Source organism: Pseudomonas syringae group sp. J254-4 (assembly GCF_032586855.1).
In the GTDB taxonomy this organism is placed as follows: Bacteria; Pseudomonadota; Gammaproteobacteria; order Pseudomonadales; family Pseudomonadaceae; genus Aquipseudomonas; species Aquipseudomonas amygdali.
Genome location: NZ_JAWHOO010000013.1, coordinates 109,185 through 136,098, shown reverse-complemented (window position 1 = coordinate 136,098; position 26,914 = coordinate 109,185). Strand labels below are relative to the sequence as shown.

Annotated in this window: 29 protein-coding genes, 1 tRNA gene and 1 pseudogene; 16 read left to right on the top strand and 15 right to left on the bottom strand. The window is 58.6% G+C overall.

Translation table 11 applies throughout. The features are described from left to right. Positions 1 to 12: 12 nt before the first annotated feature. Positions 13 to 453, bottom strand: a complete 441-nt coding sequence (locus RYB09_RS16870) for a hypothetical protein (RefSeq protein WP_004655063.1) — start codon at positions 451 to 453, stop codon at positions 13 to 15. Between RYB09_RS16870 and trmL the strand changes: the two genes are divergently transcribed. Then, complete coding sequence (gene trmL, locus RYB09_RS16865; RefSeq protein ID WP_058407890.1) at positions 452 to 907, top strand: tRNA (uridine(34)/cytosine(34)/5-carboxymethylaminomethyluridine(34)-2'-O)-methyltransferase TrmL; 456 nt, start codon at positions 452 to 454, stop codon at positions 905 to 907. The genes RYB09_RS16870 and trmL overlap by 2 nt on opposite strands. Positions 908 to 968: 61 nt before the next feature. Here the strand turns inward: trmL and secB are convergent, their stop codons facing one another. The 3 genes from secB to RYB09_RS16850 are packed head-to-tail and all read right to left on the bottom strand — an operon-like array spanning position 969 to position 2,165. Then, positions 969 to 1,457, bottom strand: coding sequence for a protein-export chaperone SecB (secB, locus tag RYB09_RS16860; protein WP_002551468.1), 489 nt, complete (start codon positions 1,455 to 1,457; stop codon positions 969 to 971). Positions 1,458 to 1,497: 40 nt separating this feature from the next. Next, positions 1,498 to 1,749 (bottom strand): glutaredoxin 3, encoded by a 252-nt coding sequence (grxC, locus tag RYB09_RS16855; protein WP_058400067.1) that lies wholly within the window; start codon positions 1,747 to 1,749, stop codon positions 1,498 to 1,500. 2 nt (positions 1,750 to 1,751) lie between these two features. Continuing rightward, positions 1,752 to 2,165 (bottom strand): rhodanese-like domain-containing protein, encoded by a 414-nt coding sequence (locus RYB09_RS16850; RefSeq protein ID WP_002551466.1) that lies wholly within the window; start codon positions 2,163 to 2,165, stop codon positions 1,752 to 1,754. 156 nt (positions 2,166 to 2,321) lie between these two features. On the opposite strand from RYB09_RS16850, the gene gpmI reads away from it, so the two are divergent. The 4 genes from gpmI (at position 2,322) to RYB09_RS16830 (ending at position 7,487) form a co-directional block, all read left to right on the top strand. After that, the gene (gene gpmI, locus RYB09_RS16845; protein WP_316889428.1) at positions 2,322 to 3,854 is read left to right on the top strand and encodes a 2,3-bisphosphoglycerate-independent phosphoglycerate mutase; all 1,533 of its coding nucleotides are present in this window, start codon (positions 2,322 to 2,324) and stop codon (positions 3,852 to 3,854) included. Positions 3,855 to 4,007: 153 nt separating this feature from the next. Then, complete coding sequence (locus RYB09_RS16840; RefSeq protein ID WP_316889426.1) at positions 4,008 to 5,330, top strand: murein hydrolase activator EnvC; 1,323 nt, start codon at positions 4,008 to 4,010, stop codon at positions 5,328 to 5,330. A gap of 33 nt (positions 5,331 to 5,363) precedes the next feature. Then, a complete protein-coding gene (locus RYB09_RS16835) occupies positions 5,364 to 6,701 on the top strand; it encodes a S41 family peptidase (RefSeq protein WP_002551463.1) in 1,338 nt (445 codons plus the stop codon). A gap of 3 nt (positions 6,702 to 6,704) precedes the next feature. Beyond that, entirely contained in the window at positions 6,705 to 7,487 is a 783-nt protein-coding gene (locus RYB09_RS16830) for a divergent polysaccharide deacetylase family protein (protein WP_054995969.1), read from the top strand. A 54-nt stretch (positions 7,488 to 7,541) separates the two neighbouring features. On the opposite strand, the gene RYB09_RS16825 is transcribed toward RYB09_RS16830, so the two are convergent. Together RYB09_RS16825 and RYB09_RS16820 are read right to left on the bottom strand one after the other, a co-directional pair. Beyond that, positions 7,542 to 7,967: a type II toxin-antitoxin system HicB family antitoxin gene (locus RYB09_RS16825; protein ID WP_011169797.1), complete on the bottom strand. Its 426-nt coding sequence runs from the start codon at positions 7,965 to 7,967 to the stop codon at positions 7,542 to 7,544. Between the two features lie 31 nt (positions 7,968 to 7,998). Further along, entirely contained in the window at positions 7,999 to 8,181 is a 183-nt protein-coding gene (locus RYB09_RS16820) for a type II toxin-antitoxin system HicA family toxin (RefSeq protein WP_005781617.1), read from the bottom strand. A 270-nt stretch (positions 8,182 to 8,451) separates the two neighbouring features. Here RYB09_RS16820 and RYB09_RS16815 point away from each other — a divergent pair. Continuing rightward, positions 8,452 to 8,742 (top strand): annotated as a pseudogene (locus RYB09_RS16815) (serine protease); the annotation flags it as partial. A gap of 4 nt (positions 8,743 to 8,746) precedes the next feature. Here RYB09_RS16815 and RYB09_RS16810 read toward each other — a convergent pair. From RYB09_RS16810 to RYB09_RS16775, 8 genes are all read right to left on the bottom strand, one after another. Beyond that, positions 8,747 to 9,502 carry a substrate-binding periplasmic protein gene (locus RYB09_RS16810; protein WP_058400090.1) on the bottom strand — a complete coding sequence of 252 codons (756 nt, stop codon included), beginning with the start codon at positions 9,500 to 9,502 and terminating at the stop codon, positions 8,747 to 8,749. 184 nt (positions 9,503 to 9,686) lie between these two features. Then, positions 9,687 to 10,457: an imidazole glycerol phosphate synthase subunit HisF gene (gene hisF, locus RYB09_RS16805; protein WP_002551458.1), complete on the bottom strand. Its 771-nt coding sequence runs from the start codon at positions 10,455 to 10,457 to the stop codon at positions 9,687 to 9,689. Positions 10,458 to 10,476: 19 nt separating this feature from the next. Continuing rightward, on the bottom strand, positions 10,477 to 11,214 hold the full coding sequence (gene hisA, locus RYB09_RS16800; RefSeq protein ID WP_058400064.1) for a 1-(5-phosphoribosyl)-5-[(5-phosphoribosylamino)methylideneamino]imidazole-4-carboxamide isomerase: 738 nt from the start codon (positions 11,212 to 11,214) through the stop codon (positions 10,477 to 10,479). A 107-nt stretch (positions 11,215 to 11,321) separates the two neighbouring features. Beyond that, positions 11,322 to 11,582 (bottom strand): DUF2164 domain-containing protein, encoded by a 261-nt coding sequence (locus RYB09_RS16795; protein ID WP_002551456.1) that lies wholly within the window; start codon positions 11,580 to 11,582, stop codon positions 11,322 to 11,324. A 4-nt stretch (positions 11,583 to 11,586) separates the two neighbouring features. Further along, on the bottom strand, positions 11,587 to 12,225 hold the full coding sequence (gene hisH / locus RYB09_RS16790) for an imidazole glycerol phosphate synthase subunit HisH (RefSeq protein WP_005745046.1): 639 nt from the start codon (positions 12,223 to 12,225) through the stop codon (positions 11,587 to 11,589). Then, entirely contained in the window at positions 12,225 to 12,818 is a 594-nt protein-coding gene (gene hisB / locus RYB09_RS16785) for an imidazoleglycerol-phosphate dehydratase HisB (protein ID WP_002551454.1), read from the bottom strand. The genes hisH and hisB overlap by 1 nt, the downstream gene beginning before the upstream one ends. A gap of 92 nt (positions 12,819 to 12,910) precedes the next feature. Next, positions 12,911 to 14,110: an aromatic amino acid transaminase gene (locus tag RYB09_RS16780; RefSeq protein ID WP_122280889.1), complete on the bottom strand. Its 1,200-nt coding sequence runs from the start codon at positions 14,108 to 14,110 to the stop codon at positions 12,911 to 12,913. Positions 14,111 to 14,377: 267 nt separating this feature from the next. Continuing rightward, positions 14,378 to 16,039 carry an OFA family MFS transporter gene (locus RYB09_RS16775; RefSeq protein ID WP_316889423.1) on the bottom strand — a complete coding sequence of 554 codons (1,662 nt, stop codon included), beginning with the start codon at positions 16,037 to 16,039 and terminating at the stop codon, positions 14,378 to 14,380. 424 nt (positions 16,040 to 16,463) lie between these two features. Between RYB09_RS16775 and RYB09_RS16770 the strand changes: the two genes are divergently transcribed. The 9 genes from RYB09_RS16770 to RYB09_RS16730 all read left to right on the top strand — a co-directional run bounded on the left by RYB09_RS16770 (position 16,464) and on the right by RYB09_RS16730 (position 24,163). Next, positions 16,464 to 18,689, top strand: a complete 2,226-nt coding sequence (locus tag RYB09_RS16770) for an AsmA family protein (RefSeq protein ID WP_316889421.1) — start codon at positions 16,464 to 16,466, stop codon at positions 18,687 to 18,689. A gap of 96 nt (positions 18,690 to 18,785) precedes the next feature. Next, positions 18,786 to 19,853: an A/G-specific adenine glycosylase gene (gene mutY / locus RYB09_RS16765; protein ID WP_058400060.1), complete on the top strand. Its 1,068-nt coding sequence runs from the start codon at positions 18,786 to 18,788 to the stop codon at positions 19,851 to 19,853. Then, positions 19,850 to 20,122 (top strand): oxidative damage protection protein, encoded by a 273-nt coding sequence (locus tag RYB09_RS16760; protein WP_002555777.1) that lies wholly within the window; start codon positions 19,850 to 19,852, stop codon positions 20,120 to 20,122. The genes mutY and RYB09_RS16760 overlap by 4 nt, the downstream gene beginning before the upstream one ends. A 101-nt stretch (positions 20,123 to 20,223) precedes the next feature. After that, positions 20,224 to 20,299 (top strand) — tRNA-Phe (locus RYB09_RS16755). Between the two features lie 361 nt (positions 20,300 to 20,660). Beyond that, positions 20,661 to 20,978 (top strand): DUF4258 domain-containing protein, encoded by a 318-nt coding sequence (locus RYB09_RS16750; RefSeq protein WP_058400059.1) that lies wholly within the window; start codon positions 20,661 to 20,663, stop codon positions 20,976 to 20,978. After that, positions 20,975 to 21,418, top strand: coding sequence for a helix-turn-helix domain-containing protein (locus tag RYB09_RS16745; protein WP_003372222.1), 444 nt, complete (start codon positions 20,975 to 20,977; stop codon positions 21,416 to 21,418). The genes RYB09_RS16750 and RYB09_RS16745 overlap by 4 nt, the downstream gene beginning before the upstream one ends. A gap of 180 nt (positions 21,419 to 21,598) precedes the next feature. Further along, entirely contained in the window at positions 21,599 to 21,877 is a 279-nt protein-coding gene (locus RYB09_RS16740; protein ID WP_003318312.1) for a lipoprotein, read from the top strand. A 312-nt stretch (positions 21,878 to 22,189) separates the two neighbouring features. Beyond that, the gene (locus RYB09_RS16735; RefSeq protein ID WP_054995674.1) at positions 22,190 to 23,536 is read left to right on the top strand and encodes a methyl-accepting chemotaxis protein; all 1,347 of its coding nucleotides are present in this window, start codon (positions 22,190 to 22,192) and stop codon (positions 23,534 to 23,536) included. 141 nt (positions 23,537 to 23,677) lie between these two features. Beyond that, complete coding sequence (locus RYB09_RS16730) at positions 23,678 to 24,163, top strand: hypothetical protein (RefSeq protein WP_005745037.1); 486 nt, start codon at positions 23,678 to 23,680, stop codon at positions 24,161 to 24,163. A gap of 57 nt (positions 24,164 to 24,220) precedes the next feature. On the opposite strand, the gene gabP is transcribed toward RYB09_RS16730, so the two are convergent. Then, positions 24,221 to 25,612: a GABA permease gene (gene gabP, locus RYB09_RS16725; RefSeq protein ID WP_316889416.1), complete on the bottom strand. Its 1,392-nt coding sequence runs from the start codon at positions 25,610 to 25,612 to the stop codon at positions 24,221 to 24,223. Positions 25,613 to 26,136: 524 nt separating this feature from the next. Here gabP and RYB09_RS16720 point away from each other — a divergent pair. Beyond that, complete coding sequence (locus RYB09_RS16720) at positions 26,137 to 26,910, top strand: ABC transporter ATP-binding protein (protein WP_016981246.1); 774 nt, start codon at positions 26,137 to 26,139, stop codon at positions 26,908 to 26,910. Positions 26,911 to 26,914 lie beyond the last annotated feature (4 nt).

The window sequence follows — 26,914 nt, the reverse complement described above, 5'->3', positions numbered from 1 at the left end:
GATTCCCCTCTTTTATTCCTCCCGGAGACTGACCTCCAGTCTCCAGCGCCCGTCCACCTTCTCAGTGCGCCAGTCGCCATGAAGTGGACGGGCTGCCAGGAGTGTCAGCACCAACCCCTTCTCACCTCGCTCCACCTTCCAGCGTGCAACCCTGTTGTCGAACCTCAGTTGGCCCGTCCACGGCCGCCCTGAAGCATCGACGTTGAGCACCACAGCGCCATCCACCGTCGACCCTTGGTACTTCGGCTCCTCATTGAACCAGAGCGCCAGCCCGGCAGGCAGCTCCTCGATCTGCTCCAGTTCAACGGGGTCAGGTTGCTGCAGACGACCGATAATGGTGCCCACGGTAAAGCCGACAATCGCCATCGAACCCAGAACTCGCGGCCATAGCTTCGGTCTCGGGTCCTCTTCAGGGGTAGAATGCATCCCGTCCTTTCGTTCGGAGCCGTGCATGTTTCACGTCATCCTTTTTCAACCAGAAATTCCGCCGAATACCGGCAATGTCATCAGGCTATGCGCCAACAGCGGCTGCACCCTGCATTTGATCGAACCCTTGGGTTTCGAGCTGGACGACAAGCGCTTGCGCCGTGCCGGGCTCGACTATCACGAGTATGCCACGCTGCAGACGCATGCTGACCTGGCAAGCTGTCTGGAGAAGATCGGCAACCCACGGTTGTTCGCTTTCACCACCAAGGGCTCTCGGCCTTTTCACGATGTCAGCTTTGAGCCAGGCGATGCATTTCTGTTCGGCCCGGAGAGCCGCGGCCTGCCCGCCGACATCCTCGACTCGCTGAGCAGCGAGCATCGCCTGCGACTGCCCATGCGTGAAGGCTGCCGTAGTCTGAACCTGTCCAACACAGTGGCCGTGGCCGTCTATGAGGCGTGGCGTCAGCACGGATTTGCGTAGAGCGAACGACGACGCACAAAAAAGCGCCCCGAAAGGCGCTTTTTGCTTGCAGCGGTAACGCTTACTGAACAGTTGGCGTTTCGCCAGCTTCCTGCATGCGTTGCAGCTCTTGCGCGTACAGGGCGTCGAAGTTCACCGGGGCCAGCATCAGCGCAGGGAACGAGCCGCGTACAACCAGGTTGTCGATGGCTTCGCGAGCGTAAGGGAACAGGATGTTCGGGCAGAACGCGCCGAGGGTGTGGCTCATTGCGCCGTCGTCCAGACCCTTGATCAGGAAGATACCGGCCTGTTGCACTTCAACGATGAAAGCAACTTCGTCGCCATTGTTGACGGTCACGGACAGGGTCAGCACGACTTCATAGAAATCGCCTTCCAGCTGCTTCTGACGGGTGTTGAGGTCCAGGCTGACGGTCGGTGTCCACTCCTGGCGGAAGATTGCCGGGCTTTTTGGCGCTTCGAACGACAGGTCGCGAACGTAGATACGCTGCAGGGAAAATTGTGGGCCGTTTTCTTCGTTGGCAACAGCGCCGTTGTTCGGTTGGTCGGTCATCTCGGATCCTTGTCAGATAGGGCTGAAAGTTTAAGGGGAATCAGGCCAGCAGCGCATCAAGCTTGCCAGCACGCTCCAGAGCAAACAGGTCATCGCAGCCGCCCACGTGGGTCGAGCCGATCCAGATCTGCGGTACGGAAGTGCGACCGGCCTTCTTGGTCATTTCGGCACGCAGTTGCGGCTTGCCGTCGACACGGATTTCCTCGAAGGCCACGCTCTTGCTCTGCAACAGCTGTTTGGCACGTACGCAATACGGGCAATAGTCGCTTGAATAGACGATGACTTGGGCCATGTTCACTTCACCAAGGGAAGGTTGTCGCCGCGCCAGCTGGAAATACCGCCGGACAGTTTGGCCGCCTTGAAGCCGGATTTGAGCAGCTCGCGGGCGGTGGTGCCAGCATGCTGCCCCATTGCATCGACTATGATCAACGTCTTGTCCTTGTATTTCTGCAGTTCAGCGGTACGGGTCAGCACCTTGTCCTGCGGGAAGTTCAGGGAGCCCACGATGTGGCCGGCAGTGAAATCCTTTTTCGAGCGCACGTCGATGACCACGCCCTGGTCGCTGTTGACCAGCGCGGTCAGCTCGCGAGTGCTCAGGCTGGCACCGCCCTTGCTCAGTTCGTAAGCGATCAGCAGTCCCAGCAGAATGACGAAGGCACCGGTGATCAAATAGTGGTTAGTGGCGAATTCAAGCAGGTGAGCAACCATCAGTAGGTTCCAGGGCGTTAAAATGTCGGCCAGTATACACAGCAGCCAAGGTGGGCCAAAGTCCGTACGGCAGTGACGCCGTTTGAACTTGTCCCTAAAATGCCGCTCCCTTGTACTTTGTTACTCCATTTATTCAACCAGCATCGAGTGGGTTCTATGACTGCCACGCCAAAACCTCTGGTTCTTATCATCCTGGATGGCTTCGGACACAGCGAAAGCCATGAAGGCAATGCCATTCTGGCCGCGAAGATGCCGGTCATGGATCGTCTTTACCAAACCATGCCCAACGGCCTGATTTCAGGGTCGGGCATGGACGTCGGTCTGCCGGACGGTCAGATGGGCAACTCCGAAGTCGGGCACATGAACCTGGGTGCCGGTCGCGTGGTGTATCAGGACTTCACTCGAGTGACCAAAGCGATTCGCGACGGCGAGTTCTTCGAGAACCCGATCATCTGTGCCGCTGTGGATAAAGCTGTCGGTGCGGGCAAGGCGGTCCACATTATGGGCCTGCTGTCCGATGGCGGCGTGCACAGCCACCAGGACCATCTGGTCGCCATGGCCGAACTGGCGGTCAAGCGCGGTGCAGAAAAAATCTATCTGCACGCCTTCCTCGACGGTCGCGACACGCCACCGCGCAGCGCGAAGAAATCCCTTGAGCTGATGGACGCAACCTTCGCTCGCCTGGGCAAGGGCCGCACCGCCACGATCATCGGCCGCTACTTCGCCATGGACCGCGACAACCGTTGGGACCGGGTCTCCACCGCCTATAACCTGATCGTCGACAGCACCGCCGAATTTCACGCAGACAGCGGTGTTGCCGGGCTTGAAGCAGCCTACGCGCGTGACGAGAACGACGAATTCGTCAAAGCCACACGCATCGGTGAACCCGCTCGCGTCGAGGATGGCGATGCTGTGGTGTTCATGAACTTCCGCGCCGACCGCGCCCGTGAGCTGACCCGTGTGTTCGTCGAAGACGACTTCAAGGATTTCGAGCGCGCCCGTCAGCCCAAGGTCAATTACGTGATGCTGACCCAGTACGCGGCGAGCATCCCTGCGCCCTCGGCATTTGCGGCTGGCAGCCTGAAAAACGTGCTGGGTGAATACTTGGCAGACAACGGCAAGACTCAGCTGCGTATCGCCGAAACCGAAAAATACGCGCACGTCACATTCTTCTTCTCTGGCGGTCGTGAAGAGCCGTTTCCGGGTGAAGAGCGCATTCTGATTCCATCGCCGAAAGTCGCCACCTACGACCTGCAGCCGGAAATGAGCGCGCCGGAAGTGACCGACAAAATTGTCGATGCCATCGAACATCAGCGTTATGACGTGATTATCGTCAACTACGCCAACGGCGACATGGTCGGCCACAGCGGCATCATGGAAGCGGCGATCAAGGCCGTGGAATGCCTGGACGTATGCGTCGGTCGCATTACCGCGGCATTGGAAAAAGTCGGCGGTGAAGCACTGATTACCGCTGACCACGGCAACGTCGAGCAGATGACCGATGACTCCACAGGCCAGGCGCATACCGCACACACCTCCGAGCCGGTGCCTTTCGTGTACGTCGGCAAACGCCCGCTGAAAGTCCGCGAAGGTGGTGTTCTGGCTGACGTGGCACCGACCATGCTGCACCTGTTGGGCATGGAGAAACCGCAAGAGATGACGGGCCACTCGATCCTTGTGGCGAAGTAAAACGCTGAAAACCGGCCTATAGCCATCAGGCAAAGCCGGTTTTTTATGTTTCAAGCCCTAAAGCAGTGGCTGCGGGGCGTTTTTTTTGCAGCGCATGGCGGGCATACTAAGCCTGACATTTTTTCTCACAATTCCTCGGTATCGCCCACCCACATGCTTCGCGCCTTGATTGCCCTTGCTCTGATCTGCCTGCTCAATCCGGCGTTTGCCGAAGACGAGCGTGTGCAAACCCAAAAACAGATAGATGCTGCGCGTCAGGATGTGACGGAGCTGCAAAAAGTCCTGGGCAAGCTTCAGGAAGAACGTGCAGGCGTCCAGAAGGACCTGCGCACCACCGAAACCGAAATGGGCAAGTTGGAAAAGCAGGTCGAGGTCCTGCAAAAGGAACTAAAAAAGACGGAAACCGAGCTGCAAAAGCTCGACAGTGAAAAAAAGAAACTGAACAGTGCCCGCGTTGAACAGCAACGCCTGATCGCTATCCAGGCCCGCGCCGCCTATCAGAGTGGCCGCCAGGAATACCTCAAGCTGTTGCTCAATCAGCAGCACCCCGAGAAGTTCGCCCGAACCCTCACGTATTACGATTACCTGAGCCAGGCGCGCCTGGAGCAGCTACGCAACTTCAATGAAACCCTGCGCCAGCTGGCCAATGTCGAAAAAGACATCGACCTGCAACAGGCACAGCTGCTGGTGCAGAAGAGCAACCTGGACAGCCAGAGCGAAGAACTGGCCAAGGTGCGCCAGGAGCGTCAGCAGGCACTGGCCAAGCTGAATCAGGACTACAAGGCCCGCGATCAGAAACTGCAGGCGCGTCAGCAGGATCAGGCCGACCTGGCCAAGGTTCTCAAGACCATCGAGGAAACCCTGGCCCGCCAGGCACGTGAAGCCGAAGAGGCTCGCCAGAAGGCGCTGGTCGCCGCTCGCGAGGCCGAAGAGAAACGTCAGCGCGAAGCTGAGGCCGTCGCCCGCAACAACAGCACCAGCAGCAGTAAAAGCGCTGATGAACCCACACCGCGTCGCCCGGTCAAAGCCCCCGCCGCAGTCGTTTCCAGTGCCGGAGTTTCCTACGGCGGACCTTTTGCAGAGGCCCGGGGAAAACTTCCATGGCCTATTGATGGTCGACTGCTTGCGCGTTTCGGTGAAGCCCGCGGTGATGACGAGCGAACCAAATGGGACGGCGTCATGATCAGCGCCGCAGCCGGAAGCCAGGTACATGCAGTGCATGGCGGACGAGTGGTGTTCGCCGACTGGTTGCGTGGTGCCGGGCTTCTGGTCATTCTCGACCATGGCAACGGTTATCTCACCCTGTATGGGCATAACCAGAGCCTGCTCAAGTCGGCAGGTGACATTGTAAAAGCCGGTGAAGCGATTTCCACGGTCGGCAATAGTGGCGGTCAGGACACGGCAGCGTTGTACTTTGCTATTCGTCAGCAGGGTCGCCCCAGCGATCCAGCCCAATGGTGCCGCACTCAAGGATAAGCCGGCGTCAATATCTGTAGGAGTTCGTTAGACATGCTGCATTTGTCCCGTCTCACCTCGCTGGCCCTGGCAATTGCCATCGTTATTGGCGCGCCTTTGGCGCAAGCTGCCGAAAAGACCGCGCCAGCCACGCCTGCAGCAGTCTCGCCCGCCAAGCCCAATGCCAACGCCAAGCCGCCGCTGCCGCTTGACGAGCTGCGCACCTTTGCCGAGGTCATGGATCGGGTCAAGGCGGCCTATGTCGAGCCAGTAGACGACAAGACTCTGCTGGAAAACGCCATCAAGGGCATGCTCAGCAACCTTGATCCACACTCCGCCTATCTGGGCCCGGAAGATTTCCAGGAGCTGCAGGAAAGCACCAGCGGCGAGTTCGGTGGACTGGGCATCGAAGTGGGCGTCGAAGACGGGTTCGTCAAGGTGGTTTCACCCATCGACGACACACCTGCTTCCAAGGCTGGCATTGAGGCAGGCGACCTGATCGTGAAGATCAATGGCACGCCGACCCAGGGCCAGAACATGCAGGAAGCGGTCGACAAGATGCGCGGCAAAATCGGCGAGAAGATCACCCTGACACTGGTGCGCGATGGCGGTACGCCGTTTGATGTGACGCTGGCGCGGGCGACCATCCAGGTCAAGAGCGTCAAGGCGCAGATGCTGGAAAACGGCTACGGCTACATCCGCATCACCCAGTTCCAGGTCAAGACCGGGGACGAGGTCGGCAAGGCACTGGCCAAATTCCGCAAGGACAACGGCAAGAAGATGAGCGGCCTGATTCTCGACCTGCGCAACAACCCGGGCGGCGTGCTGCAATCGGCGGTGCAGGTGGCGGACCACTTCCTTACCAAAGGCCTGATCGTCTACACCAAAGGTCGCATCGCCAACTCCGAACTGCGTTTCTCGGCAGACCCGGCAGACGCCAGCGAAGGCGTACCGCTGGTGGTGTTGATCAACGGCGGCAGCGCTTCTGCTTCGGAAATCGTCGCCGGTGCCCTGCAAGACCAGAAACGCGGGATTCTGATGGGCACCGACACCTTTGGCAAAGGCTCGGTGCAAACCGTTCTGCCGCTGAACAACGATCGCGCTCTGAAGATCACCACAGCGTTGTATTACACGCCGAACGGTCGCTCGATCCAGGCGCAGGGCATCAACCCGGACATCGTGGTACGTCGGGCCAAGGTCACCAGCGAAGCGGACGGCGAGAACTACAAGGAAGCCGACCTGATGGGTCACCTGGGCAATGGCAACGGCGGTGCAGACAAGCCGACCGTCAAGGGTGGCGCAGCAGCCAAGGCGCGTCCGCAGGATGATGACTTCCAGCTCAGCCAGGCGCTCAGTCTTCTGAAAGGGCTGAGTATCACCCGCGGCAACTGACGGATGCGCGCTCTCGCTCTGTTACTGCTGACACTCTCGATCACTGGCGCTGCCCATGCAGCGCCAGCCGAAGACAACGGCAAGCCGCCGAAGGCCTATCTCAGCCTGATCATCGACGACCTGGGTCAGAACCCGGCGCGGGATAGCCGTACACTGGCGCTCCCCGGGCCGGTAACGCTGGCGATCATGCCTGACACTCCACACGCCACCGAATTTGCCCGCGAGGCTCACCGCGCAGGCAAGACGGTCATGCTGCACATGCCGATGGACCCGGCGACCGGGCCTTACGCCTGGCATCCCGAACTGCCCTTGCCTGAACTGGAAAGCCGTCTCAATGCGGCGCTGCTGAAAGTGCCTTATGCAGCCGGCATCAATAACCACATGGGCAGCCGGATGACCGCCGAACCGGTCGCGATGGCCTGGTTGATGGCCGAACTGCAACGACGTCATCTGTTTTTCGTGGACAGCCGCACCAGCGCGAAAACCGTGGCAGCCGCAGAGGCTCAGCGCATCGGCCTCGCAAGCGTCTCGCGCGACGTGTTTCTGGACGACGAGCGCACGGCCGAAGCCATCAATCGACAATTGCAGTCAGCCATCAAAATCGCCCGCAAGCATGGCTCGGCAGTGGTCATCGGTCACCCCTACCCTGTCACGCTGGACGTACTGGAACGCGAGTTGCCCAAACTCAAGGATCAGGGCGTCGAATGGATCGACCTGCGCAGCATGATCAGCGAACGCGGCAATCAGGCGAGTGCGGCGCATGGCAAGAATGGGGTGTATCGCTGAGCCTGCGAACGACGAAACGTCCGTCAGCTGGTCTTTCAAATGAGGTGTTACACATCAAGCGGCCCGCTCAATGCTCAACGTAATACGCCGACCAAGCTCAGCCAGCGCTCGCTCCACCTGCTCGATTTTCGAGGCATGCAGAAAGTCCACAAGCCGATCCACCACTTGCCGCGTGCAACCCAGGCGACGCGCCAGCTCAGCACGGCTAACGCCCTCTTCCAACAAGCTGTTCCATAGCATGATTTTGGCAACCGTCAGCGCTGGCAAACGCATCAACAGTTCATGGCCGGGTACGACTGAGGCCTGGGGAATCTTGCGACGCTGATCGACGTAGAGCGATAGAGCCGATTCCATGCCGTCAAGAGCTTCGCTCAATGCTTCAGGCAGGGTGTCGCCAGAGGCGCTCATTTCGGGAATGTCTGGACACGACAGCCAAACGCCTGTCGGCTCCCGATGCAGATCCAATGGATATTGATACATAAGGCCTCACCTGTAGTGGAGCAGCTCGACGTCAATCCTTAAGGCCGAGCTGCTTGATGATCGACTTGCGTAACCCTTCGTGCATTTCTTTGCTGCCATGGTCTGCAAAGATGGTTGCCTTACCATTCAGGTAAACCTTGAAATGACTACCCTTGGCCGCCCTGAACTCAGCGCCTTGAGCCTGCAACCATCGCCGAAACTCGTTGCATTTCATTGCTTGAATCCTACCGTTTCGGCAACATCAATATGCAACACTTATGTAGCTCGGGCAACACTTATGATGCATATAAATAGCTCTTAATTGCATATAATTGGCTTTCGCCAGTCTGCGCTCGCCTTTCCAGACATGACGCTGACGGATTTTACCGTCGATCCCGCCAAAACCGAGTCAGCACGTTCCGCACGCAAAGTAGGCAAGGTCTGTTTTCCATGTCCCGCGCCGTTTCAGCCTTGATAACCCGATCAATTCCGGCTTAAAGGATGAGGTCTCCACAACGGAGAGCAGGACACGGTTATCAATGACGGCATCCAGCCGCTTGCGCTTGCCATAGAGCTGCAACCGGCGGGACCGACGCCCGAGCCACAGGTGATTATTGGAAAAAATCGATTCGGCGCATATCGGTCAGTTGGTCGTACGAACATCGCCCGATCGACCATTACACGGTCAAGATGGGCCCGCCAGACACTGCTGCCGTTGAAGATCTGCACTTTCGCCCATGACATCAATGGGCAGCCTTCCAACGTACGTGAAGACATCATTCCCGCAGCAGGTTGAGCAATTACTGATAGCGCGCCTTGACGGCGTCGACCCAGCCTTCGGCACGCATCTGGTCGAGGGCTTTCTGCAGGCGAGCCACAACGTCGTCAGGCGTGCTCTTGTTGACTGCCAGGTAAAGTTCGGCGCTGTTGAAACGCAGCGCGGTCTTGAACCCCGTGACCCCTTCCAGTTTCGCCAGATAGCGGCCAACCGGATCGCCCACGGCCCACAGATCGATCTGACCATTGTCGAGCTTTTTCACGTTGTCCCGGTCACGCAGCATCAAAATCGGGTTCAGGCCCATCGCGTTCAGACGCTCGCCGATGGCGTCGCCTTTATAGGCACCAATCCTGTAGTTCTTTGCCTGCTCAAGCGACGTTAACGTGATAGGGCTGTCGCCGCGGGCGAGCATGATCCAGTCATAGGAGCCTACCGGACCTACCCATTTGAACAGTTTTTCGCGCTCAGGCAGGCGAGTGGTGGAGAACACGCCATAACCGGGCTTGTCGAGGGCAAGCTTGTAAACCCGGTCCCACGGAAAACGCAGGGTCATGCTGTAACCAATGTTTGCGCGCTTGAACATCTCACGCACCACTTCAGCGGCAATACCGTCGATGTTGTTTTCCTGCGCGAAATTCTTGCCATCGACCGCCATGTTGAACGGCGGAAAATTCTCGGTGAGCAACACCATGGAATAAGGCGCTGAGTCGCTGGCTCGCGCAGTTTCACTCAGCAACAAGCCGACACCGATCAGTGCGAGAAATAGACGTTTGAACATGTTCCAGCACTCGATCATGAACGACGCATGCAGAGTGCCGTGAACCCGGCGCACTGTCTAGCGCGCTGTCCGGCGATGTCGCTTACAGGTAATACTCGAATGCCACAGGGCTGAAACAGAGCGAGCGCCGGCTGTTTCAAACCCATGGTCTGAAACAAGCGACGCCCGCTTTGATGCGCAGTACTCAGCGCACCACAATCCCGCGACTGGCCATATAAGCCTTTGCTTCGGGAACGGTGTATTCGCCAAAGTGGAAAATACTCGCCGCCAGCACGGCACTGGCGTGACCTTCGATGACGCCAGCAGCCAGATGCTCAAGGTTGCCGACACCACCGGAAGCAATTACCGGAATGCCCAGCGCATCACTGATGGCGCGGGTGACGCCCAGGTCGAAGCCGTTCTTCATGCCGTCCTGGTCCATGCTGGTCAACAGGATCTCGCCAGCCCCCAGGTCTTCCATCTTTTTCGCCCAGAGCACCGCGTCCAGCCCGGTGGGTTTGCGTCCACCGTGGGTGAAGATTTCCCAGCGCGGGGTTTCGCCCGGGCCGGAGACCTTCTTGGCATCGATAGCGACCACAATGCACTGCGACCCGAAACGAGCGGCGGCTTCACCGACGAACTCGGGGTTGAACACCGCTGCAGTGTTGATCGACACCTTGTCCGCGCCCGCATTGAGCAGGTTACGGATGTCCTGCACGGTACGCACGCCGCCACCGACAGTCAGCGGAATGAACACCTGACTGGCCATGCGCTCGACAGTGTGCAGCGTGGTGTCACGGCCATCGACGCTGGCAGTGATGTCGAGAAAAGTGATTTCGTCGGCACCCTGTTCATCGTAGCGACGAGCAATTTCCACCGGATCGCCTGCATCCCGGATGTTCTCGAACTTGACACCCTTGACCACTCGACCGTTGTCGACGTCCAGGCAAGGGATGATGCGTTTGGCTAGGGCCACAGGGTCAGTCTCCAGCTATTCAGCGTTGTTCGCGGTCGCAGAGCGCCTGGGCTTCGGCCACATCCAGCGTGCCTTCGTAGATCGCACGACCGGTGATTGCGCCGATGATGCCCGGAGCCCTGGCGTTCAGCAGCGCCTGAATGTCGCCCAGGTTATGAATGCCACCCGAAGCAATTACCGGGATCCGCGTGGCGGCCGCCAGCGCGGCGGTGAACGGGATGTTGCAGCCCTGCATCATGCCGTCTTTGGCGATGTCGGTGTAGACAATGGCCGACACGCCATCGGCTTCAAAGCGCTTGGCCAGATCAATGACCTGAACCGAACTGACTTCAGCCCAGCCATCGGTGGCGACGAAACCGTCCTTGGCATCCAGACCGACGATCACCTTGCCGGGGAACGCACGGCAGGCTTCAGCCACGAACTCGGGCTCTTTGACGGCCTTGGTGCCGATGATGACGTAGCTCACACCCGCCTTGACGTAGTGCTCGATGGTTTCCAGCGAACGGATGCCGCCACCGATCTGGATCGGCAGGTTCGGGTAGCGTCTGGCGATGGCCGTGACCACATCACCGTTGACCGGCTGTCCTTCGAACGCACCGTTCAGATCGACCAGATGCAGACGGCGGCAACCACCGTCGACCCACTTGGCGGCCATGGCCACCGGATCATCGGAGAACACTGTGGAATCTTCCATCCGGCCCTGACGCAGACGCACACAGGCACCGTCTTTGAGGTCGATAGCGGGGATAATCAGCATGCTTATTCCTTGGTCAAAAAGAGCGGCAAGCTGCAAGCGATTAGCTGCAAGTATGCGTACTCACTGATTCTTGCGGCTTGAAGCCTGAAGCTCAAAGCTGCTTCTATTCAATTCTTTTCGAGCGCCCAGAGATCGCTTTCGATGCTCTCGAACCGCTCCTTGAGCTGCTGCTGAACATCGAAAATAGCGCGATTGTAGTAATGCGGCGCAATCTCGCGGGTGAACAATTCCAGTACCTCAGCCACTTCAAACGTACCCAGCTCCAGCTCGAAGCGCTCTGCGAACAGGCGCTTGAGCTTGTCGATCGCCTGCTGCTCATGCTCGGGCGAAAGGGTCAGGATCGGCGGCTTGCTCTTGGTTTTGCTCATACGATTACCAGCGACCATCCCAGGCAGCGAAGTTCTGCAGCAATTGCAGACCGTGGGTGTGGCTCTTTTCCGGATGAAATTGCACGGCGAAGCGCGAACCGTCGGCCAGCGCGGCGGCAAAGTCGAGGCCATAGTGACCGCGCCCGACCACCTGACGCTGATTGGCGGCATCGATGTAGAAACTGTGCACGAAGTAGAAACGTGCCAGGTCCGGAATGTCATGCCACAGCGGGTGATCCACCGCCTGAGCGACCTGATTCCAACCCATGTGCGGCACTTTCAAGTGCTCGCCCTCTTCGTGCAGGTCCTTGCCGAAAAACTTCACCTGGCCGGGAAACAGACCGATGCAATCCACGCCGCCGCTCTCTTCACTTCTGTCGAGCAACGCCTGCATGCCGACGCAGATACCGAGAAACGGACGGTCCTGGCTGACTTCCCTGACCAGCGAATCAAAGCCCAGACGGCGGATCTCGGCCATGCAGTCGCGAATCGCGCCCACACCCGGAAACACCACACGGTCGGCTTCGCGAATCACCTTGGCGTCACTGGTAATCAGCACACGGCCTGCGCCTACGTGCTCAAGCGCCTTGGCGACAGAGTGCAGGTTGCCCATACCGTAATCGATGACCGCAACCGTCTGCATCAGAGCACACCCTTGGTGGATGGCATTTGCCCGGCCATGCGCTCATCCAGCTCGACCGCCATGCGCAGCGCGCGACCGAAAGCCTTGAACACGGTTTCGATCTGGTGGTGAGTGTTGGTGCCACGCAGGTTGTCGATGTGCAGCGTCACGTTCGCGTGGTTAACGAAGCCCTGGAAGAACTCCTGAAACAGGTCCACATCGAAGCCGCCTACAGTGGCGCGGGTGTACGGCACATGCATCTGCAGGCCCGGACGCCCGGAGAAATCGATGACCACACGTGAAAGCGCTTCGTCGAGCGGCACATAGGCGTGGCCGTAACGACGAATGCCTTTCTTGTCGCCGATGGCCTGGCTGAACGCCTGCCCCACGGTGATACCGACGTCTTCCACCGTATGGTGATCATCGATTGCCAGGTCACCCTTGCACTCGATGTCCAGGTCGATCAGCCCGTGCCGGGCGATCTGGTCGAGCATGTGCTCAAGAAAAGGCACACCGATATCGAATCGGGCCTTTCCGGTGCCATCCAGGTTGATCGAGGCTTTGATCTGGGTTTCCAGAGTATTACGCTCGACGTACGCCTTACGTTCGGCCATCACCAGCTCCGCAAAATCATTGGGCGAAAAAAGGCGAGCATTATAGGCCCAGATGCGCCCGCCATGAAGCAAACAGACGACCAGCAGGGCATTTAGTGGGTGAAGAGGCTCGCGATTGCGTTACATACCTTGTCGATATTCCCTTCATTCAGGCCCGCCATGCACACCCGGCCACTGCGCAGCATGTAAATGCCGTGAACGTCTTTCAGTTCATCGACCTGCTGTGGCGTCAGACCTGTGTAGCTGAACATCCCGTTCTGCCTGAGTATAAAGCTGAAATCACGTCCGGAGACCTTCTGCGCCAGCACCTCGACCAGACGCGTGCGCATGTCGATGATGCGCACGCGCATGGCCTCGACTTCGCCCAGCCACTGCTCGCGCAAATGCGGTGTGTTGAGCACTTTCGACACCAGAAACGCGCCATGTGCAGGCGGGCTGGAGTAGTTGCGGCGTACAGTGGCCTTGAGCTGGCCGAATACGTTGGCAGCCGACGCGGTGTCTTCGCAAACGACCGACAACCCGCCGACCCGCTCGCCGTACAGCGAGAAAATTTTCGAGAACGAGTTACTGACCAGCGTTGTGATACCTGCGTTGGCCATCGCCCGGATGGCGTAGGCGTCTTCGTCCATGCCTTTGCCGAAACCCTGATAGGCAATATCCAGAAACGCGATGAGCTGACGATCCTTGATCACTTCGATCAGGCGGTCCCATTGCGCCACCGTCAGATCGGCACCGGTCGGGTTATGGCAGCACGGGTGCAGCAGGAGAATGCTCTGCGCAGGCAGACCCTGCACCGTATCGAGCATGGCCTCGAACCTGACCCCGCCAGTCTGCGCGTCGAAATACGGGTAGCTGTTGACCTTGAAGCCCGCACCACCGAACAGCGCGTTGTGGTTTTCCCAGGTCGGATCGCTGACCCAGACCTGTGAATCAGGGAAGGCATACTTGAGGAAGTCGGCGCCTACTTTCAGCGCGCCGGAGCCGCCCACGGTCTGGATGGTCGCCACGCGTCCTGCCTGCACAAGCGGGTGATCCGCCCCGAACAACAGGGTCTGCACTGCCTGCCGATAAGCCGCCAGGCCTTCCATCGGCAGATAGACCGAAGCCGCCTGCTCGCCCTCGGCCAGTTGCTGTTGTGCCGTTGCTACGCATCCCAGCTGAGGGATACGGCCCTGCGCGTCGTAATACAAGCCGATGCTCAGATTGACCTTGTCCGCACGGGAATCCTTGCCAAAGGTTTCCATCAGGGAAAGGATCGGATCACCAGCGTATGACTCCACGTGGGCTAGCATGCAAACAACTCCTACAGGCAATAAAAACAGGGGTTGCTAATGTAGCAGCGTCTGCGGGGGAACGGGCAGTGCATCAAACACATTGAGCCGCAGATAGGTGACGCGGAGCGTCATGAACGGCATTCCCACGCTGGAGCGTGCGGAACGATAGCCTCAACTATCGTGCGACGCTCTGCGTCCGATTCAGAGTGCGTGGAACAAGAAGTCTGCGCACAAAAAAAAGCGCTTGCACCGAAGTGCAAGCGCTTATCTGTTACCTACAGGCTTTTAGTGAAACAGCACTGCGGTCTTTTGCAGGGTAATCCAGACGCCCCACGCCAGCGGGATGCCTACGGCCAGCCAAGCGGCGATGACCAGCGGCTTGCTGCCTGCGGATGCTTTCCACTCCAGCGAAGTCGTGGCGTTGGCACCCTTGTCGTGACCGATGGCTTGTTCAGCCGCCAGCTCGGCGTCGGTCATGAAGTACTTGTCGGCAACCGGACGAATCAGCAGGTTGCAGATAAAGCCCAGCACCAGCAGACCCGAGAGGATGTACAGGGTGATGTCATAGGCATCGGCACGTGCAACACCGTGGGCGAGTTGGTACTCACGCAGGTAGTTGACCAATACCGGACCGAGCACACCGGCCGCAGCCCAGGCAGTCAGCAGGCGACCGTGGATCGCGCCGACCATCTGCGTACCGAACAGGTCAGCCAGATAAGCCGGAACTGTCGCAAAACCGCCACCGTACATCGACAGCACGATGCAGAACGCGGCCACGAACAGCGCGATGCTACCCATATGGCTCAGGGTCGGAACCGACGCATAAAGCAGGAAGCCCAGTGCGAAGAATACGAAGTAGGTTGCCTTGCGACCGATGAAGTCCGAGCACGAAGCCCAGAAGAAACGACCGCCGATGTTGAACAGACTCAACAGACCCGTGAAGCCGGCGGCGATCGCAGCAATGGCTTTCAGCTGGTCGGCATTGAGCTGGCTGAAGGTCAGGTCGACGCCCAGCAGTTTGCCAGCGAAGACTTCCTGCAGCAGCGGCGAAGCCATGCCCAGGATGCCGATACCGGCCGATACGTTCAGGCACAGCACCAGCCAGACCAGACGGAACTGCGGTGTCTTCCAGGCCACGCTGACGTGCACGTGACGGTTGGTGATCATCGAGTTCTTGGCCTTGGCAGCCGGAGCGGTCCAGCCCTCAGGCTTCCAGCCGGTTGGCGGAACGCGGTAGCCCAGTGCACCGCCGATCATGAAGATGAAGTAAATCATCGCCATCACCACGAAGCTCTGCCAGACGCCCACGCTTTCAGCCGAAGCGAAGTGACCCATCAGCGCAGTGGCCAGCGGTGCACCCACCATCGCGCCGCCACCAAAGCCCATGATCGCCATGCCGGTCGCCATGCCGCGCTTGTCCGGGAACCACTTGATCAGAGTCGATACGGGGGAGATATAGCCCAGCCCCAGACCAATACCGCCGATCACGCCCGAGCCCAGCCACATCAGCCAGATCTGGTGGGTATAAATACCCAGTGCGGAAATCAGCAGACCGCCACACCAGCACACGGCAGAAACAACACCGGCCTTGCGTGGACCTGCGTGCTCCAGCCAGCCACCCCAGATGGCAGCCGAGCAACCCAGGAAGATGAAGAACAGGGTGTAGATCCAGCCCAGCATGGAGATCTGCCAGTCACAGGTCGACGCGAACATCTGCGCGAAGAAACCCATGTCCGGAGTGCAGGCGACGGGTGCAGTAATACCCACGGCCTTGGACAACGGCAACCAGAACACCGAGAAGCCGTAAGCCATACCGATACAAAGGTGGATTGCCAATGCTGCTGGTGGAACAAGCCAACGGTTGAAACCGGGCTTGGCGATAATGCGCTCTTTGGACAAGAACGCAGGCTGAACGGCGTCGCCGCCCAAGGCTGTGCTTGTGCTCATTATAATTACCCCAATGTGTGAAGCTCGCAGATGGTCCGCTGGTCCGCCACAGACTCAATGCCGAGCGGCCATGTCTGTTTTATCGGCAGGTTATTCAGATACGTGACAAAAAGACGCACCTGAGCCAGCAAAAACGGAGACTATCACTGTCTGATGGCAAATAAGCATCTCGTTACATGCTTTTTATTATCTATTGCATCGGTTAATCCGCGCGCTCTATGACGCCATAGATGCAGTCAATTAAATGATAAGAAAAACTGTCAGAACCTTAGTTGCGGCAAAAACTGTTTGGCGGTCTGGTCGAGAGGCGCGCGGACACCTCAAACCACAGACCGGACAGCAATAACGGCATCCGCAGCCCGGTACGCGCGTCAGAGCGGTATACTCACGGGCTATTTTTGAACATCGACACAAGGACTCGCCCATGAAAGCGTTCGGCAAAATCCTGGGGCTGTTTATTCTCGGGCTGTTGCTGATCATCGTGGCTCTCGGCTTCGCCCTGACCCACCTGTTTGATCCCAACGACTACAAAGACGAGATTCGCCAGCTGGCACGCGACAAGGCCAACGTCGAGCTGACGCTCAACGGCGATATCGGCTGGAGCCTGTTCCCCTGGCTCGGCCTGGAATTGCACGACGCCCATGTCGCCACCCTGACCGCCCCCGATCAGCCGTTTGCCGATGTGCAGATGCTCGGCCTGTCCGTACGTGTCCTGCCGCTGCTTCGTCGTCAGGTGCAGATGAGCGACATCCGCGTCGAAGGCCTTAACCTGGCCCTGCACCGTGACGAAAACGGCCATGGCAACTGGGAAGACATCGGCAAGCCCGCTGTCGCAACCACTGCAGCGCCTGGCGAACCGGCTCCTGCACCAGCCCCGGACGCGCCCAAGGCCGACCGCCCTTCCCAGCCCATCCGGCTGGATATCGACAGCCTGACCGTCAACAACGCCCGCGTGGATTACAGCGATGCCCGAAAAGGCCGAACCTTCACCGCCGAGAGCATTCAACTGAGCACCGGGCCGATTCGTGAAGCGTCCGACATCCCGATCAAACTGACGGCGTTCCTGAGCACCAACCAGCCAGTCGTGCGCGCCAAGACCGAACTGGTCGGCGAACTGCGCATGGACCGCGTGCTCAAGCGTTATCAATTCGAAGACATGCGCCTGTCCGGTGAAGTCGCCGGCGAGCCGCTGCAAGGCAAGACCGTGACCTTCTCGGCACAGGGCCAGTTGCTCGTTGACCTGGCCGCCAATATCGCTGAATGGAACAGCCTCAAAGTCTCGGCCAACCAGTTGCGTGCACTCGGCGAACTGCGTGCCCGCGACCTGGACAAAACGCCACAGATCAGCGGCGGCCTGTCCATTGCCCAGCTCGATCTGCGCGCGTTCTTCGAGAACATCGGTCAGCCGTTGCCAGCCATGTCCGAGGGTGCGCTGAGCAAGGTTGAAATGGTCACGCGCCTGGCGGGTACGCCTACCAGCCTTGCGCTGGACAACCTAAACCTGAAAGTCGACGACAGCACCTTCACGGGTCGCATCGCCGTGGACGACTTCGCCAAACAGGCGCTGCGTGTCCAGCTCAAGAGCGATACCTTCGACGCCGACCGCTATCGTCCGGCTGAGAGCGAAGAAAGCAAAGGTGCCAAAGCCGCGCGCAAATCCGAGGTTCAGTCCGGTGAAGCCGCCGCCGCTGCGGGCGACTCACCGCTGCCCGAGCAACCGACCAAGGCTGCCTGGAGCACCACAAAGCTGCTGCCACTGGAGCGCTTGCGTACGCTGGATGTCGAGGCTGACCTGAGCTTCGGCAAACTGACCCTGAACAAACTGCCCATCGACAACGCAGCGTTCAAGACCCAGGCCAACGGTGGCCTTATCAAGGTCGATACGCTGAGTGGCGACCTGTACAACGGCAACTTCGAGGTCAAGGGCAATCTGGACACGCGTCCGGACACGCCTGTGGCCACGGTGCAGACGCGCATTGCCAAAGTACCGGTCGAACGCATTCTGGAAAGCCAGGGCCAGACGCCGCCAGTGCGTGGCCTGCTGAACCTCGACAGCAACCTGACCGGTACAGGCAACAGCGAAAAAGCCCTGATCGACAGCCTGAACGGCACCGCCAGCTTTGCGCTCAATAACGGCGTACTGGTCAATGCCAACCTGGAGCAGCAGCTGTGCAAGGGTATTTCGATCCTCAACCGCAAGACGCTTAGCGGCGAACCGCGCGCCAAGGACACCCCTTTCCAGCAGCTCAACGGCAATCTGGTGGTACGCAACGGCGTGGCCAGCAATCCGGACCTCAAGGTTCGTACGCCGGGCATGGCCGTCAACGGTAACGGCGACATCGACCTGCGCGTACTGGGCATGAATTACCGCGTCGGCATCATCGTCGAAGGCGACAAGAGCGACATGCCGGACCCGGCCTGCGAGATCAATCCGCGCTTTGTCGGTATCGAGTGGCCGGTGCAGTGCCGCGGCCCGCTGGAACTGGGCGCCAAGGCTTGCCGTCTGGACAAGGAAGGTATCGGCCAGATCGCTGCGAAACTGGCGGGCGACCGGATCAGCGAGAAGCTCGAGGACAAGCTGAACGACAAACTCGGTGACAAGGTCAGCCCCGAGCTCAAGGACGCCCTCAAGGGACTGTTCAAGCGCTAGGGCAACGTGAACTGCTCAGGAGCGCCCTCGCGGCGCTCCACTGGCGCAACCTTTCCTATCCCGACTCATACCCCGACGACGAGAGCCCTTCAGGCCATGCAACCCGAACAATTCTCCAGCGCCGTGCTGGACTGGTACGACCGTCATGGCCGACATGACCTGCCCTGGCAACAAGACATCACGCCGTATCGGGTCTGGGTATCGGAAATCATGCTGCAGCAGACCCAGGTCAGCACCGTTCTGAATTACTTCGACCGCTTCATGGAGGCCCTGCCGACCGTGCAGGCGCTGGCCGACGCGCCCGAGGACGAAGTGCTGCACCTGTGGACCGGGCTGGGTTACTACACCCGCGCCCGCAACCTGCAGAAAACGGCAAAAATCGTGGTCGCCGACCATGGCGGCGAGTTTCCCCGCGATGTCGAAAAGCTCATTCTGCTGCCCGGCATCGGCCTGTCCACCGCAGGCGCGATTGCCAGCCTGAGCATGGGCATTCGCGCGCCGATCCTCGATGGCAACGTCAAACGCGTGCTGGCGCGCTTCACCGCGCAAGAGGGCTACCCGGGCGAACCCAAGGTGGCCAAACAGCTGTGGGCTACAGCCGAACGCTTCACACCGCACAGCCGGGTCAACAACTATACCCAGGCCATGATGGACCTCGGTGCCACGCTCTGTACCCGCAGCAAACCCAGCTGCCTGCTCTGCCCGCTGGAACGCAGTTGCGAGGCGCACATGCTGGGCCTGGAAACCCGCTACCCCATCCCCAAACCACGCAAGACCGTGCCGCAGAAACGCACGCTCATGCCGATGCTCGCCAACGAAGACGGCGCGATTCTGCTTTATCGTCGCCCTTCCAGCGGCTTGTGGGGCGGCCTGTGGAGCCTTCCGGAACTGGATGACTTCGATGACCTTCAGCACCTGGCCACCCAACACGCGCTGCAACTGGGCGAGCACCATGAACTGCCGGGGCTGATCCACACTTTCAGCCACTTCCAGTTGAGCATCGAACCCTGGCTGGTCAAGGTCCAGGAGTCCACCGATCACGTGGCCGAGGCTGACTGGCTCTGGTATAACCTCGCCACCCCGCCACGCCTGGGCCTTGCCGCCCCGGTGAAAAAGCTGCTCAAACGCGCAGCCGACGTATTGAACGCAGGAGAGTCGTCATGACCCGCACCGTAATGTGCCGCAAATACAAAGAAGAACTGCCCGGCCTGGAACGCGCCCCGTATCCGGGCGCCAAGGGCGAGGACATCTTCAACCACGTCTCGCAGAAAGCCTGGGCCGACTGGCAGAAACACCAGACCCTGCTGATCAACGAGCGTCGCCTGAACATGATGAACGCCGAAGACCGTAAATTCCTCCAGACCGAGATGGACAAGTTTCTCTCCGGCGAAGAATACGCCCAGGCCGAAGGCTACGTTCCCCCCGAAAAATAAAGCGTTTCACGCAGTGAAGGTCGTAAGCGTCGGTAATAATTCAAATTTTTTAAAAAACACGCTTGACGACCTCCTGAAAAACACGTCTAATGCGCCCCGTTGCCCAGATAGCTCAGTCGGTAGAGCAGGGGATTGAAAATCCCCGTGTCGGCGGTTCGATTCCGTCTCTGGGCACCACCTTTCGTTTTCAGGTGATGCTAAGCACACCTGAAAGCACACAAGAAGCCCGCCTCGTGCGGGCTTTTTGTTGTCTGGTTTTTTTGAATGACAGACGTGTCTGCACCCTGCGCGCGCAGAAGAGACCAGTAGAATCAGACTACTGCACGTGTCGACTCTTCCTGCGCCGCACGTCGGCCGCCATCCGGCTTATTCGCTTGCCCGCATTTCGCGGCGCGTGACAAGGTAGCCAAGCCTCGGCAAACCAAAACCCGCTAATTCCAAAGGCTCCAAGCGCGACGCCTCAAGCGGAAAATAATCATTATTTACGACGCAAGGACGACACCCTACTATGGTGTCACCTATAAGGATTATAGGCAGCATGAAAAACAGGCAGCCCTTGTGGAGCAAGCAGCAACTTGAGGATCTTGTTCATGTCCTGGCAAGAGACTCCTCCAAAGTCGTTTTTCGCGAGCATTGCCTGGAGCGCCTCTATGAGCGCGGCATAACCGCCACGGAGGCCCTGAGATGCCTGCGTCGAGGAGCAATCATCCGAGGGCCTACGTACAGCGAGAAGCATGGCAACTTCGAGTTCCGGATGAGCGAGCTCGCGCCGAGAGATGTTGTCTGCATGGTAGTAGCCGTCAATCCAAGTCCTGAGCCTGACGAGCTTTTCGCAATTACGGTGTGGGAGGTATGAAAATGTACAAATATAAAGGCAGTGGACTGGACGGCATCTTCTTGAAAAATGGTTATACGATCCTCGAAACGCCATACGGCGAAGGTGTGAAGATTGAAGATATCGACGGACTTCATCGAGCGATAGCTGTGGATATCATTGGCCAGAAAACGCCAATGACCGGGCGTCAGTTTCGCTTTTTGAGAAAGGAGCAGGATCTCATTCAGGAGGAGGCTGCAGCCATTTTCCGGGTCGATGTGCAGACCATTGCCAACTGGGAAAAGCGCGAATCTCAAGAAATACCGGGACCAGCTGACGTTGCCATGAGGGCTTTTTACGCTGCCTATATCCACGCCAATTTTGGTCCGATCATCTTCGAACGAAATGCACAACCCCACGAAGGAGCCGCGTTCGAATTGGACGGAACACAGTGGAAAGAGTCCGAGCTGAAAGTCGCTTGACTCACAGGGTGATTAGTCTGGCGGCATGTAAAGGTGCCGTTCAAGGCAACACTTGAGAAGATCACAACGGCCTTCTGCTACTCATACCAGCCATCCAGAGCCCTGCCACCCCCATCCCATTGAACTAATTTTCCCTGCCCGCCATCGAAGCCATACATTTGCTTCCACAAGGAAAATTCCGTGCTCAAGTTAACTGCCTCCGCCCTCATCCTCGCCGCCACTCTGGGTCTGGCTGCCTGCGACAGCAAATCCGAACAGAAGGCACAGGACGCTCAGGCGCATCAGGAGAAGTCCCAGGAGAAGATGGAGTCTGCTCAGGACAAAGTGAACGAGGCTGCCAAAGAGAACACCGAAGCGGCCAAGGATAAAGCCGAGTCCAAGGAAGCGGCTGCCGAAGAGTCGAAGACCTTCGTGCCGACGTCCGAAGTGACCAACACCATCCAGCCGGAAAAAAAGTGAAAACAGTGAATACTCTTCACAAAGTTTTCACAGCGACCGCGTCATTGTAGAGCTGCTCCCAAGTGTGAATCCTTAAGCCCGCTCCCCCATCGCGGGCTTTTCTTTGTCCGGAATTTGACGGGCGGACCGCTTTTCCAGATATCTGTGCACTTATGGTCAATATATTTTTCTTTGACCAAAAACTGCACTTTTTTGACGCCAATAAATCTCTTCATTTATCCAGTCGATTGTTGCGATGACCCGTTCATGTCTCAGCTTTTCGAGCCGATACTCTAATCACAGCAAGTCCACAAACACACCAAGGGGCAGGTTATGTTCGGAAACAAGAACAAAGCTGAACTGACAGCCATGAAGGCCGAGGTAGATGGACTCAAAGGACTGACAAACGCACTGGAAAAATCAATGGCGGTGGTCGAGCTGGGTCTCGACGGCAAGATCCTTCGTGCCAACGATAACTTCCTTGCAACGATGGGCTACCGGGCCGATGAGCTGGCCAGCAAGACGCACCGCGACTTTTGCGAGCCGGAGATGCTCCGCAGCCGTGAATACGCGGACCTGTGGGCGTCTCTGAAGGCTGGCAAGTTCATCTCCGGCACCTTCAAGCGCATCGACAAGAATGGCCGTAGCGTCTGGCTGGAGGCAAGCTACAACCCGGTGACCGATACGCAGGGCAAAGTGTTCAAGGTGGTCAAATATGCTCTGGACGTTACCAAACGCGTAATGCTCGAAAACGAGACCAACGGCAAGCTGGCAGCAGTAGACCGGGCCATGGCTGTTTGCGAATTCGAGCCCAATGGCAATGTGATAACCGCCAACAGTAATTTCCTGAACGTCATGGGTTACGCACTGAACGAGATCAAAGGTAAACACCACAGATCGTTCTGCGAACCAGCACTGGTCAACAGCCCGGAATATGCCGAATTCTGGCGCAAGTTGAATCAGGGCGAGTTCATTGGCGATCAGTTCAAACGCCTCGGCAAACATGGCCGGGTTGTCTGGCTGGAAGCAACGTATAACCCGGTTTTTGATGTCGACGGCAAGCTCTACAAGATCGTCAAGTTCGCCAGTGACATTACCCAGCGTGTCGAAAAGCAGGAAGCCGATGCGCATGGTGCGTCGCGTGCTTACCATATCTCGGCAGAAACCGAGAAAGTGGCCGAACAAGGAACCCTGGTCATTCAGGAAACCGCTCGGGAAATGCGCCAGATTGCCGAAAACATCGGCGCGTCGGCGAAGCTGGTGAGCCAGCTGGGCGATCGCTCCGAGCAGATCACCGCCATCGTCAACACCATCCGCGGCATCGCCGACCAGACCAACCTGCTCGCGCTCAACGCTGCCATCGAAGCGGCACGGGCGGGTGATCAGGGTCGCGGGTTTGCCGTGGTGGCAGACGAAGTCCGGCAACTGGCCGGACGTACCAGCGGCTCGACCACCGAGATTGCCGAAATGATCGGCAAGATCCTCGCCGAAACACGTGAGGCCGTGGCGAGCATGGATGCCACGCAGGAAGGTGCCATTAGAGGTGTGACACTGGCAGATCAGGCCGGACAGGTCATCGTGCAGATCCGCGACGGCGCAAGCGATGCGGTCGAGGCCGTGAACATGTTCGCCACGCGCATGGATGAAGCCGAAGCGTTTGCAAAACCGGGCAAGCGATGACGATCGTGTAACGCCCCGCACATCAAAACCCGCGCCCTGCGGGTTTTTTATTGTCCAGAGATTACGGCCAAGCCTTGGTTATCCAGCCCGTCTGCGCTTCAATAGCGGCCATCGCATTTCACGCCAGCCAAAGGACCGCTCATGGCCTCGCCAGACAAGCAGCAAAAACGTGCCAAGCGCGCAAAGATCAAGGCCAAGCAGAACCGCTCGGGCAAGGGCACAACCAGCCTCGTCCACCCGGTGTTCGCCTCTGCGCTGGTCAATCTGCCGTTTGATGACGTCGAACTTGATCTAAACACGTTCGACTTCAAAGACATCGTGGAGAACGGCTTCGACCCGGCCGACTATGACGATCTCTTCGTGGCCATGAAAGCCGCCGAGGCCATCAGCCAACTGGCGCTGTGCGTCGTCTTCCTGCAGTACCCGGTACTGGCACTGGTCGTTTCCGAAGAGGACGAAGACCCTGCCACGGACTTCATGATGGGCCTGCTGATCGTGTACCGCGCCATGTACCACGATGAAGACGAGGACACGGCGATCGAATGGATCGAAAGCCCTGCCTTCCAGAAGGATTACACCCTGGCATCCGATCTGCTGATGAAACGAGACACCAAGGCTGCACGCTGATGCAAGATCGTGCCAATGCGCGGCATTGGCACGAGCATCATCCGCTAAGGGCCGCGATCAACCCAGCGCAGCAGCGCCCACGCGACCGGCCTTGCGGCGACGCGATACGATCAGGCCAGCGCCGATCACCAACAGGCTGAGTACGCCGGTGGCGATGATTTCGAGGCGATGCTCTTCCTGCAGCAGCATGATGGTCAGCACCGCGACAATGAACGCGATCACAGCCCAGGTCAGCCATGGGAACAGCCACATCTTGAAGTCGATGGCCTCGCCTGCAGCAATGCGCTTCTGGCGCATACGCAGCTGCGACACCGCGATCACCAGATACACCAGCAGTGCGATGGCACCGGAGCTGGCGAGCAGGAAATCGAATACGGCCGCAGGCGCGATGTAGTTGGCGAACACGGTCAGGAAAGCCGCCGCAGTCGACATGAGCACCGCCCAGTGAGGCGTACCGCCCTTGCTGGTGCGCTTCGACACGGCAGGTGCATCGCCGCGCTTGCCCAGCGAGAACAGCATGCGCGAAGCGGTGTACAGGGCCGAGTTCAGGCAGCTGGTCACAGCAACCAATACCACCAGGTCAACAATCAACTTGGCGTTCGGAATGCCCATTGCATCGAGCACGGTCTGATAAGAACCCACCTCGGCCAGGCGCGGGTCGTTCCACGGCACCAGCGACACAACGATGAAGATCGAAACCAGATAGAACAGGAAGATCCGCCAGATCACCGAGTTGGTGGCCTTGGTGATCTGCTTGCCAGGGTTCTTGGACTCCGCCGCTGCAATGGTCACAATTTCAGTGCCCATGAACGAGAACATGGTGGTCAGCATCGCCGCCAGCACCGCGCCCATGCCGTTTGGCAGGAAGCCGCCGGTGTCGAACAGATGGCTGACACCGCTGACGTTGCTGGTGGGCAGCAGACCGAAGATCGCCGCAACACCCAGCACCACGAACGCGATGATCGCCACGACCTTGATCAGCGCGAACCAGAACTCGAATTCACCGTAGTTCTTCACACTGAACAGGTTGGTCGCGGTCAGCAGCAATGTGATGACCAGCGTGAACATCCAGATCGCGATGTTGGGGAACCAGGCGTGCAGGATGGTTGCAGCAGCGTTGGCCTCCAGTGGAATCACCAGCACCCAGAACCACCAGTACAACCAACCGATAGTGAAACCGGCCCAATGCCCGATAGCGCGGTCGGCGTAGGTTGAGAACGAACCTGTGTCCGGCGAGGCAACGGCCATTTCGGCCAGCATGCGCATCACCAGCACCACCAGCGTACCCGCAGCGGCGTAGGCCAGCAGCACGGCAGGACCAGCCTCGGCAATCGCATGGCCGGAGCCGACGAACAGACCGGCACCAATAACGCCGGCAATCGACAGCATCGTAATGTGTCGCGGTTTCAGCCCTTGTTCGAGCTCGGAAGAGTTAGCGGTACTGCTCATAAAACCACCTATGCAAGACGAGCGAGGCACACCGAAGCATTGCGTAAAAAGAAAGCTACGGTGCCGTTCTTTATTATTGACGCAAGAATTGCGCCAAAATATTTCGAAAACGACGTCGCTTAGAGAATACGAGGCTTGTAGCGTGGCGCTTGAAGCATGCAAGACGATGGTTTTATACGCAGTCTGTAGGATTTGTTACCAAACGCCTCAGATTCGTCTACATGCACGCACCAAAAATGCCCAAAACCCTCTTACAAGCGCAAACATGGTGCGCAAATCAGACCGCCGCTCAGCAAATGCTACTTCCAACACCAGGCTAAAGCTGGCAACATCGCGCCTTTTTCGCGCACGCCCCTGTTTTGCAGGGCATCATGCTTGCCTTCATGCGACCGTCCGCTGCCCAGATGAGACAACCCGTCGAGCCCTTCCACGCTGGACCAAAGACGCTGATGGTTGTCCTTTAAACGCTGTGCTAGCTTGACGTTCGCTGGCAGCCAGCGCGCACACTTCAATGAGGACCCCACATGGCCGAGGCCACGCCCGCCCTGGAAATCCGCAACCTGCACAAGCGCTACGACCAGCTTGAGGTGCTCAAAGGCATCTCGCTGACCGCTCGCGACGGCGATGTCATATCGATCCTCGGCTCCTCCGGTTCCGGCAAGTCCACGCTGCTGCGCTGCATCAACCTGCTGGAAAACCCGCATCAGGGGCAGATCCTGGTGGCCGGCGAAGAATTGAAGCTCAAGGCCGCGCGCAACGGCGACCTGATTGCCGCCGATAACCGGCAGATCAATCGCTTGCGCAGCCAGATCGGCTTCGTGTTCCAGAATTTCAACCTGTGGCCGCACATGAGCGTGCTCGATAACATCATCGAAGCGCCGCGTCGCGTGCTCGGTCAGAGCAAGGCCGAGGCCATTGCAGTGGCTGAAGAGTTGCTGGCCAAGGTCGGTATCGCCGACAAGCGCCATGCCTACCCCGCGCAACTTTCCGGCGGACAGCAGCAACGCGCCGCCATTGCGCGTACGCTGGCCATGCAACCAAAGGTTATCCTGTTCGACGAGCCGACCTCGGCCCTCGACCCGGAGATGGTTCAGGAAGTACTCGGCGTCATCCGCGCACTGGCTGAAGAAGGCCGGACCATGCTGCTGGTGACCCACGAAATGAATTTTGCACGTCAGGTATCAACTGAAGTGGTGTTTTTGCATCAGGGAATGGTCGAAGAACAGGGCACACCGCAGCAAGTATTCGAAAACCCGCTGTCGGCAAGGTGCAAACAATTCATGTCGAGTCACCGCTAACGGA

Bases quoted from the DNA above. Each gene is read 5' to 3' on its own strand.
- RYB09_RS16820 (WP_005781617.1), bottom strand. From the start codon at position 8,181: ATGAAATGCAACGAGTTTCGGCGATGGTTGCAGGCTCAAGGCGCTGAG.
- hisB (WP_002551454.1), bottom strand. From the start codon at position 12,818: ATGGCCGAACGTAAGGCGTACGTCGAGCGTAATACTCTGGAAACCCAG.
- gabP (WP_316889416.1), bottom strand. From the start codon at position 25,612: ATGAGCAGTACCGCTAACTCTTCCGAGCTCGAACAAGGGCTGAAACCG.
- RYB09_RS16770 (WP_316889421.1), top strand. From the start codon at position 16,464: ATGAAAGCGTTCGGCAAAATCCTGGGGCTGTTTATTCTCGGGCTGTTG.
- gpmI (WP_316889428.1), top strand. From the start codon at position 2,322: ATGACTGCCACGCCAAAACCTCTGGTTCTTATCATCCTGGATGGCTTC.
- RYB09_RS16840 (WP_316889426.1), top strand. From the start codon at position 4,008: ATGCTTCGCGCCTTGATTGCCCTTGCTCTGATCTGCCTGCTCAATCCG.
- mutY (WP_058400060.1), top strand. From the start codon at position 18,786: ATGCAACCCGAACAATTCTCCAGCGCCGTGCTGGACTGGTACGACCGT.
- secB (WP_002551468.1), bottom strand. From the start codon at position 1,457: ATGACCGACCAACCGAACAACGGCGCTGTTGCCAACGAAGAAAACGGC.
- RYB09_RS16760 (WP_002555777.1), top strand. From the start codon at position 19,850: ATGACCCGCACCGTAATGTGCCGCAAATACAAAGAAGAACTGCCCGGC.
- RYB09_RS16780 (WP_122280889.1), bottom strand. From the start codon at position 14,110: ATGCTAGCCCACGTGGAGTCATACGCTGGTGATCCGATCCTTTCCCTG.
- RYB09_RS16720 (WP_016981246.1), top strand. From the start codon at position 26,137: ATGGCCGAGGCCACGCCCGCCCTGGAAATCCGCAACCTGCACAAGCGC.
- hisH (WP_005745046.1), bottom strand. From the start codon at position 12,225: ATGCAGACGGTTGCGGTCATCGATTACGGTATGGGCAACCTGCACTCT.
- trmL (WP_058407890.1), top strand. From the start codon at position 452: ATGTTTCACGTCATCCTTTTTCAACCAGAAATTCCGCCGAATACCGGC.
- RYB09_RS16735 (WP_054995674.1), top strand. From the start codon at position 22,190: ATGTTCGGAAACAAGAACAAAGCTGAACTGACAGCCATGAAGGCCGAG.
- RYB09_RS16810 (WP_058400090.1), bottom strand. From the start codon at position 9,502: ATGTTCAAACGTCTATTTCTCGCACTGATCGGTGTCGGCTTGTTGCTG.
- RYB09_RS16850 (WP_002551466.1), bottom strand. From the start codon at position 2,165: ATGGTTGCTCACCTGCTTGAATTCGCCACTAACCACTATTTGATCACC.
- RYB09_RS16775 (WP_316889423.1), bottom strand. From the start codon at position 16,039: ATGAGCACAAGCACAGCCTTGGGCGGCGACGCCGTTCAGCCTGCGTTC.
- grxC (WP_058400067.1), bottom strand. From the start codon at position 1,749: ATGGCCCAAGTCATCGTCTATTCAAGCGACTATTGCCCGTATTGCGTA.
- RYB09_RS16750 (WP_058400059.1), top strand. From the start codon at position 20,661: ATGAAAAACAGGCAGCCCTTGTGGAGCAAGCAGCAACTTGAGGATCTT.
- RYB09_RS16795 (WP_002551456.1), bottom strand. From the start codon at position 11,582: ATGAGCAAAACCAAGAGCAAGCCGCCGATCCTGACCCTTTCGCCCGAG.
- RYB09_RS16745 (WP_003372222.1), top strand. From the start codon at position 20,975: ATGAAAATGTACAAATATAAAGGCAGTGGACTGGACGGCATCTTCTTG.
- RYB09_RS16870 (WP_004655063.1), bottom strand. From the start codon at position 453: ATGCACGGCTCCGAACGAAAGGACGGGATGCATTCTACCCCTGAAGAG.
- RYB09_RS16730 (WP_005745037.1), top strand. From the start codon at position 23,678: ATGGCCTCGCCAGACAAGCAGCAAAAACGTGCCAAGCGCGCAAAGATC.
- RYB09_RS16830 (WP_054995969.1), top strand. From the start codon at position 6,705: ATGCGCGCTCTCGCTCTGTTACTGCTGACACTCTCGATCACTGGCGCT.
- RYB09_RS16835 (WP_002551463.1), top strand. From the start codon at position 5,364: ATGCTGCATTTGTCCCGTCTCACCTCGCTGGCCCTGGCAATTGCCATC.
- RYB09_RS16825 (WP_011169797.1), bottom strand. From the start codon at position 7,967: ATGTATCAATATCCATTGGATCTGCATCGGGAGCCGACAGGCGTTTGG.
- hisA (WP_058400064.1), bottom strand. From the start codon at position 11,214: ATGCTGATTATCCCCGCTATCGACCTCAAAGACGGTGCCTGTGTGCGT.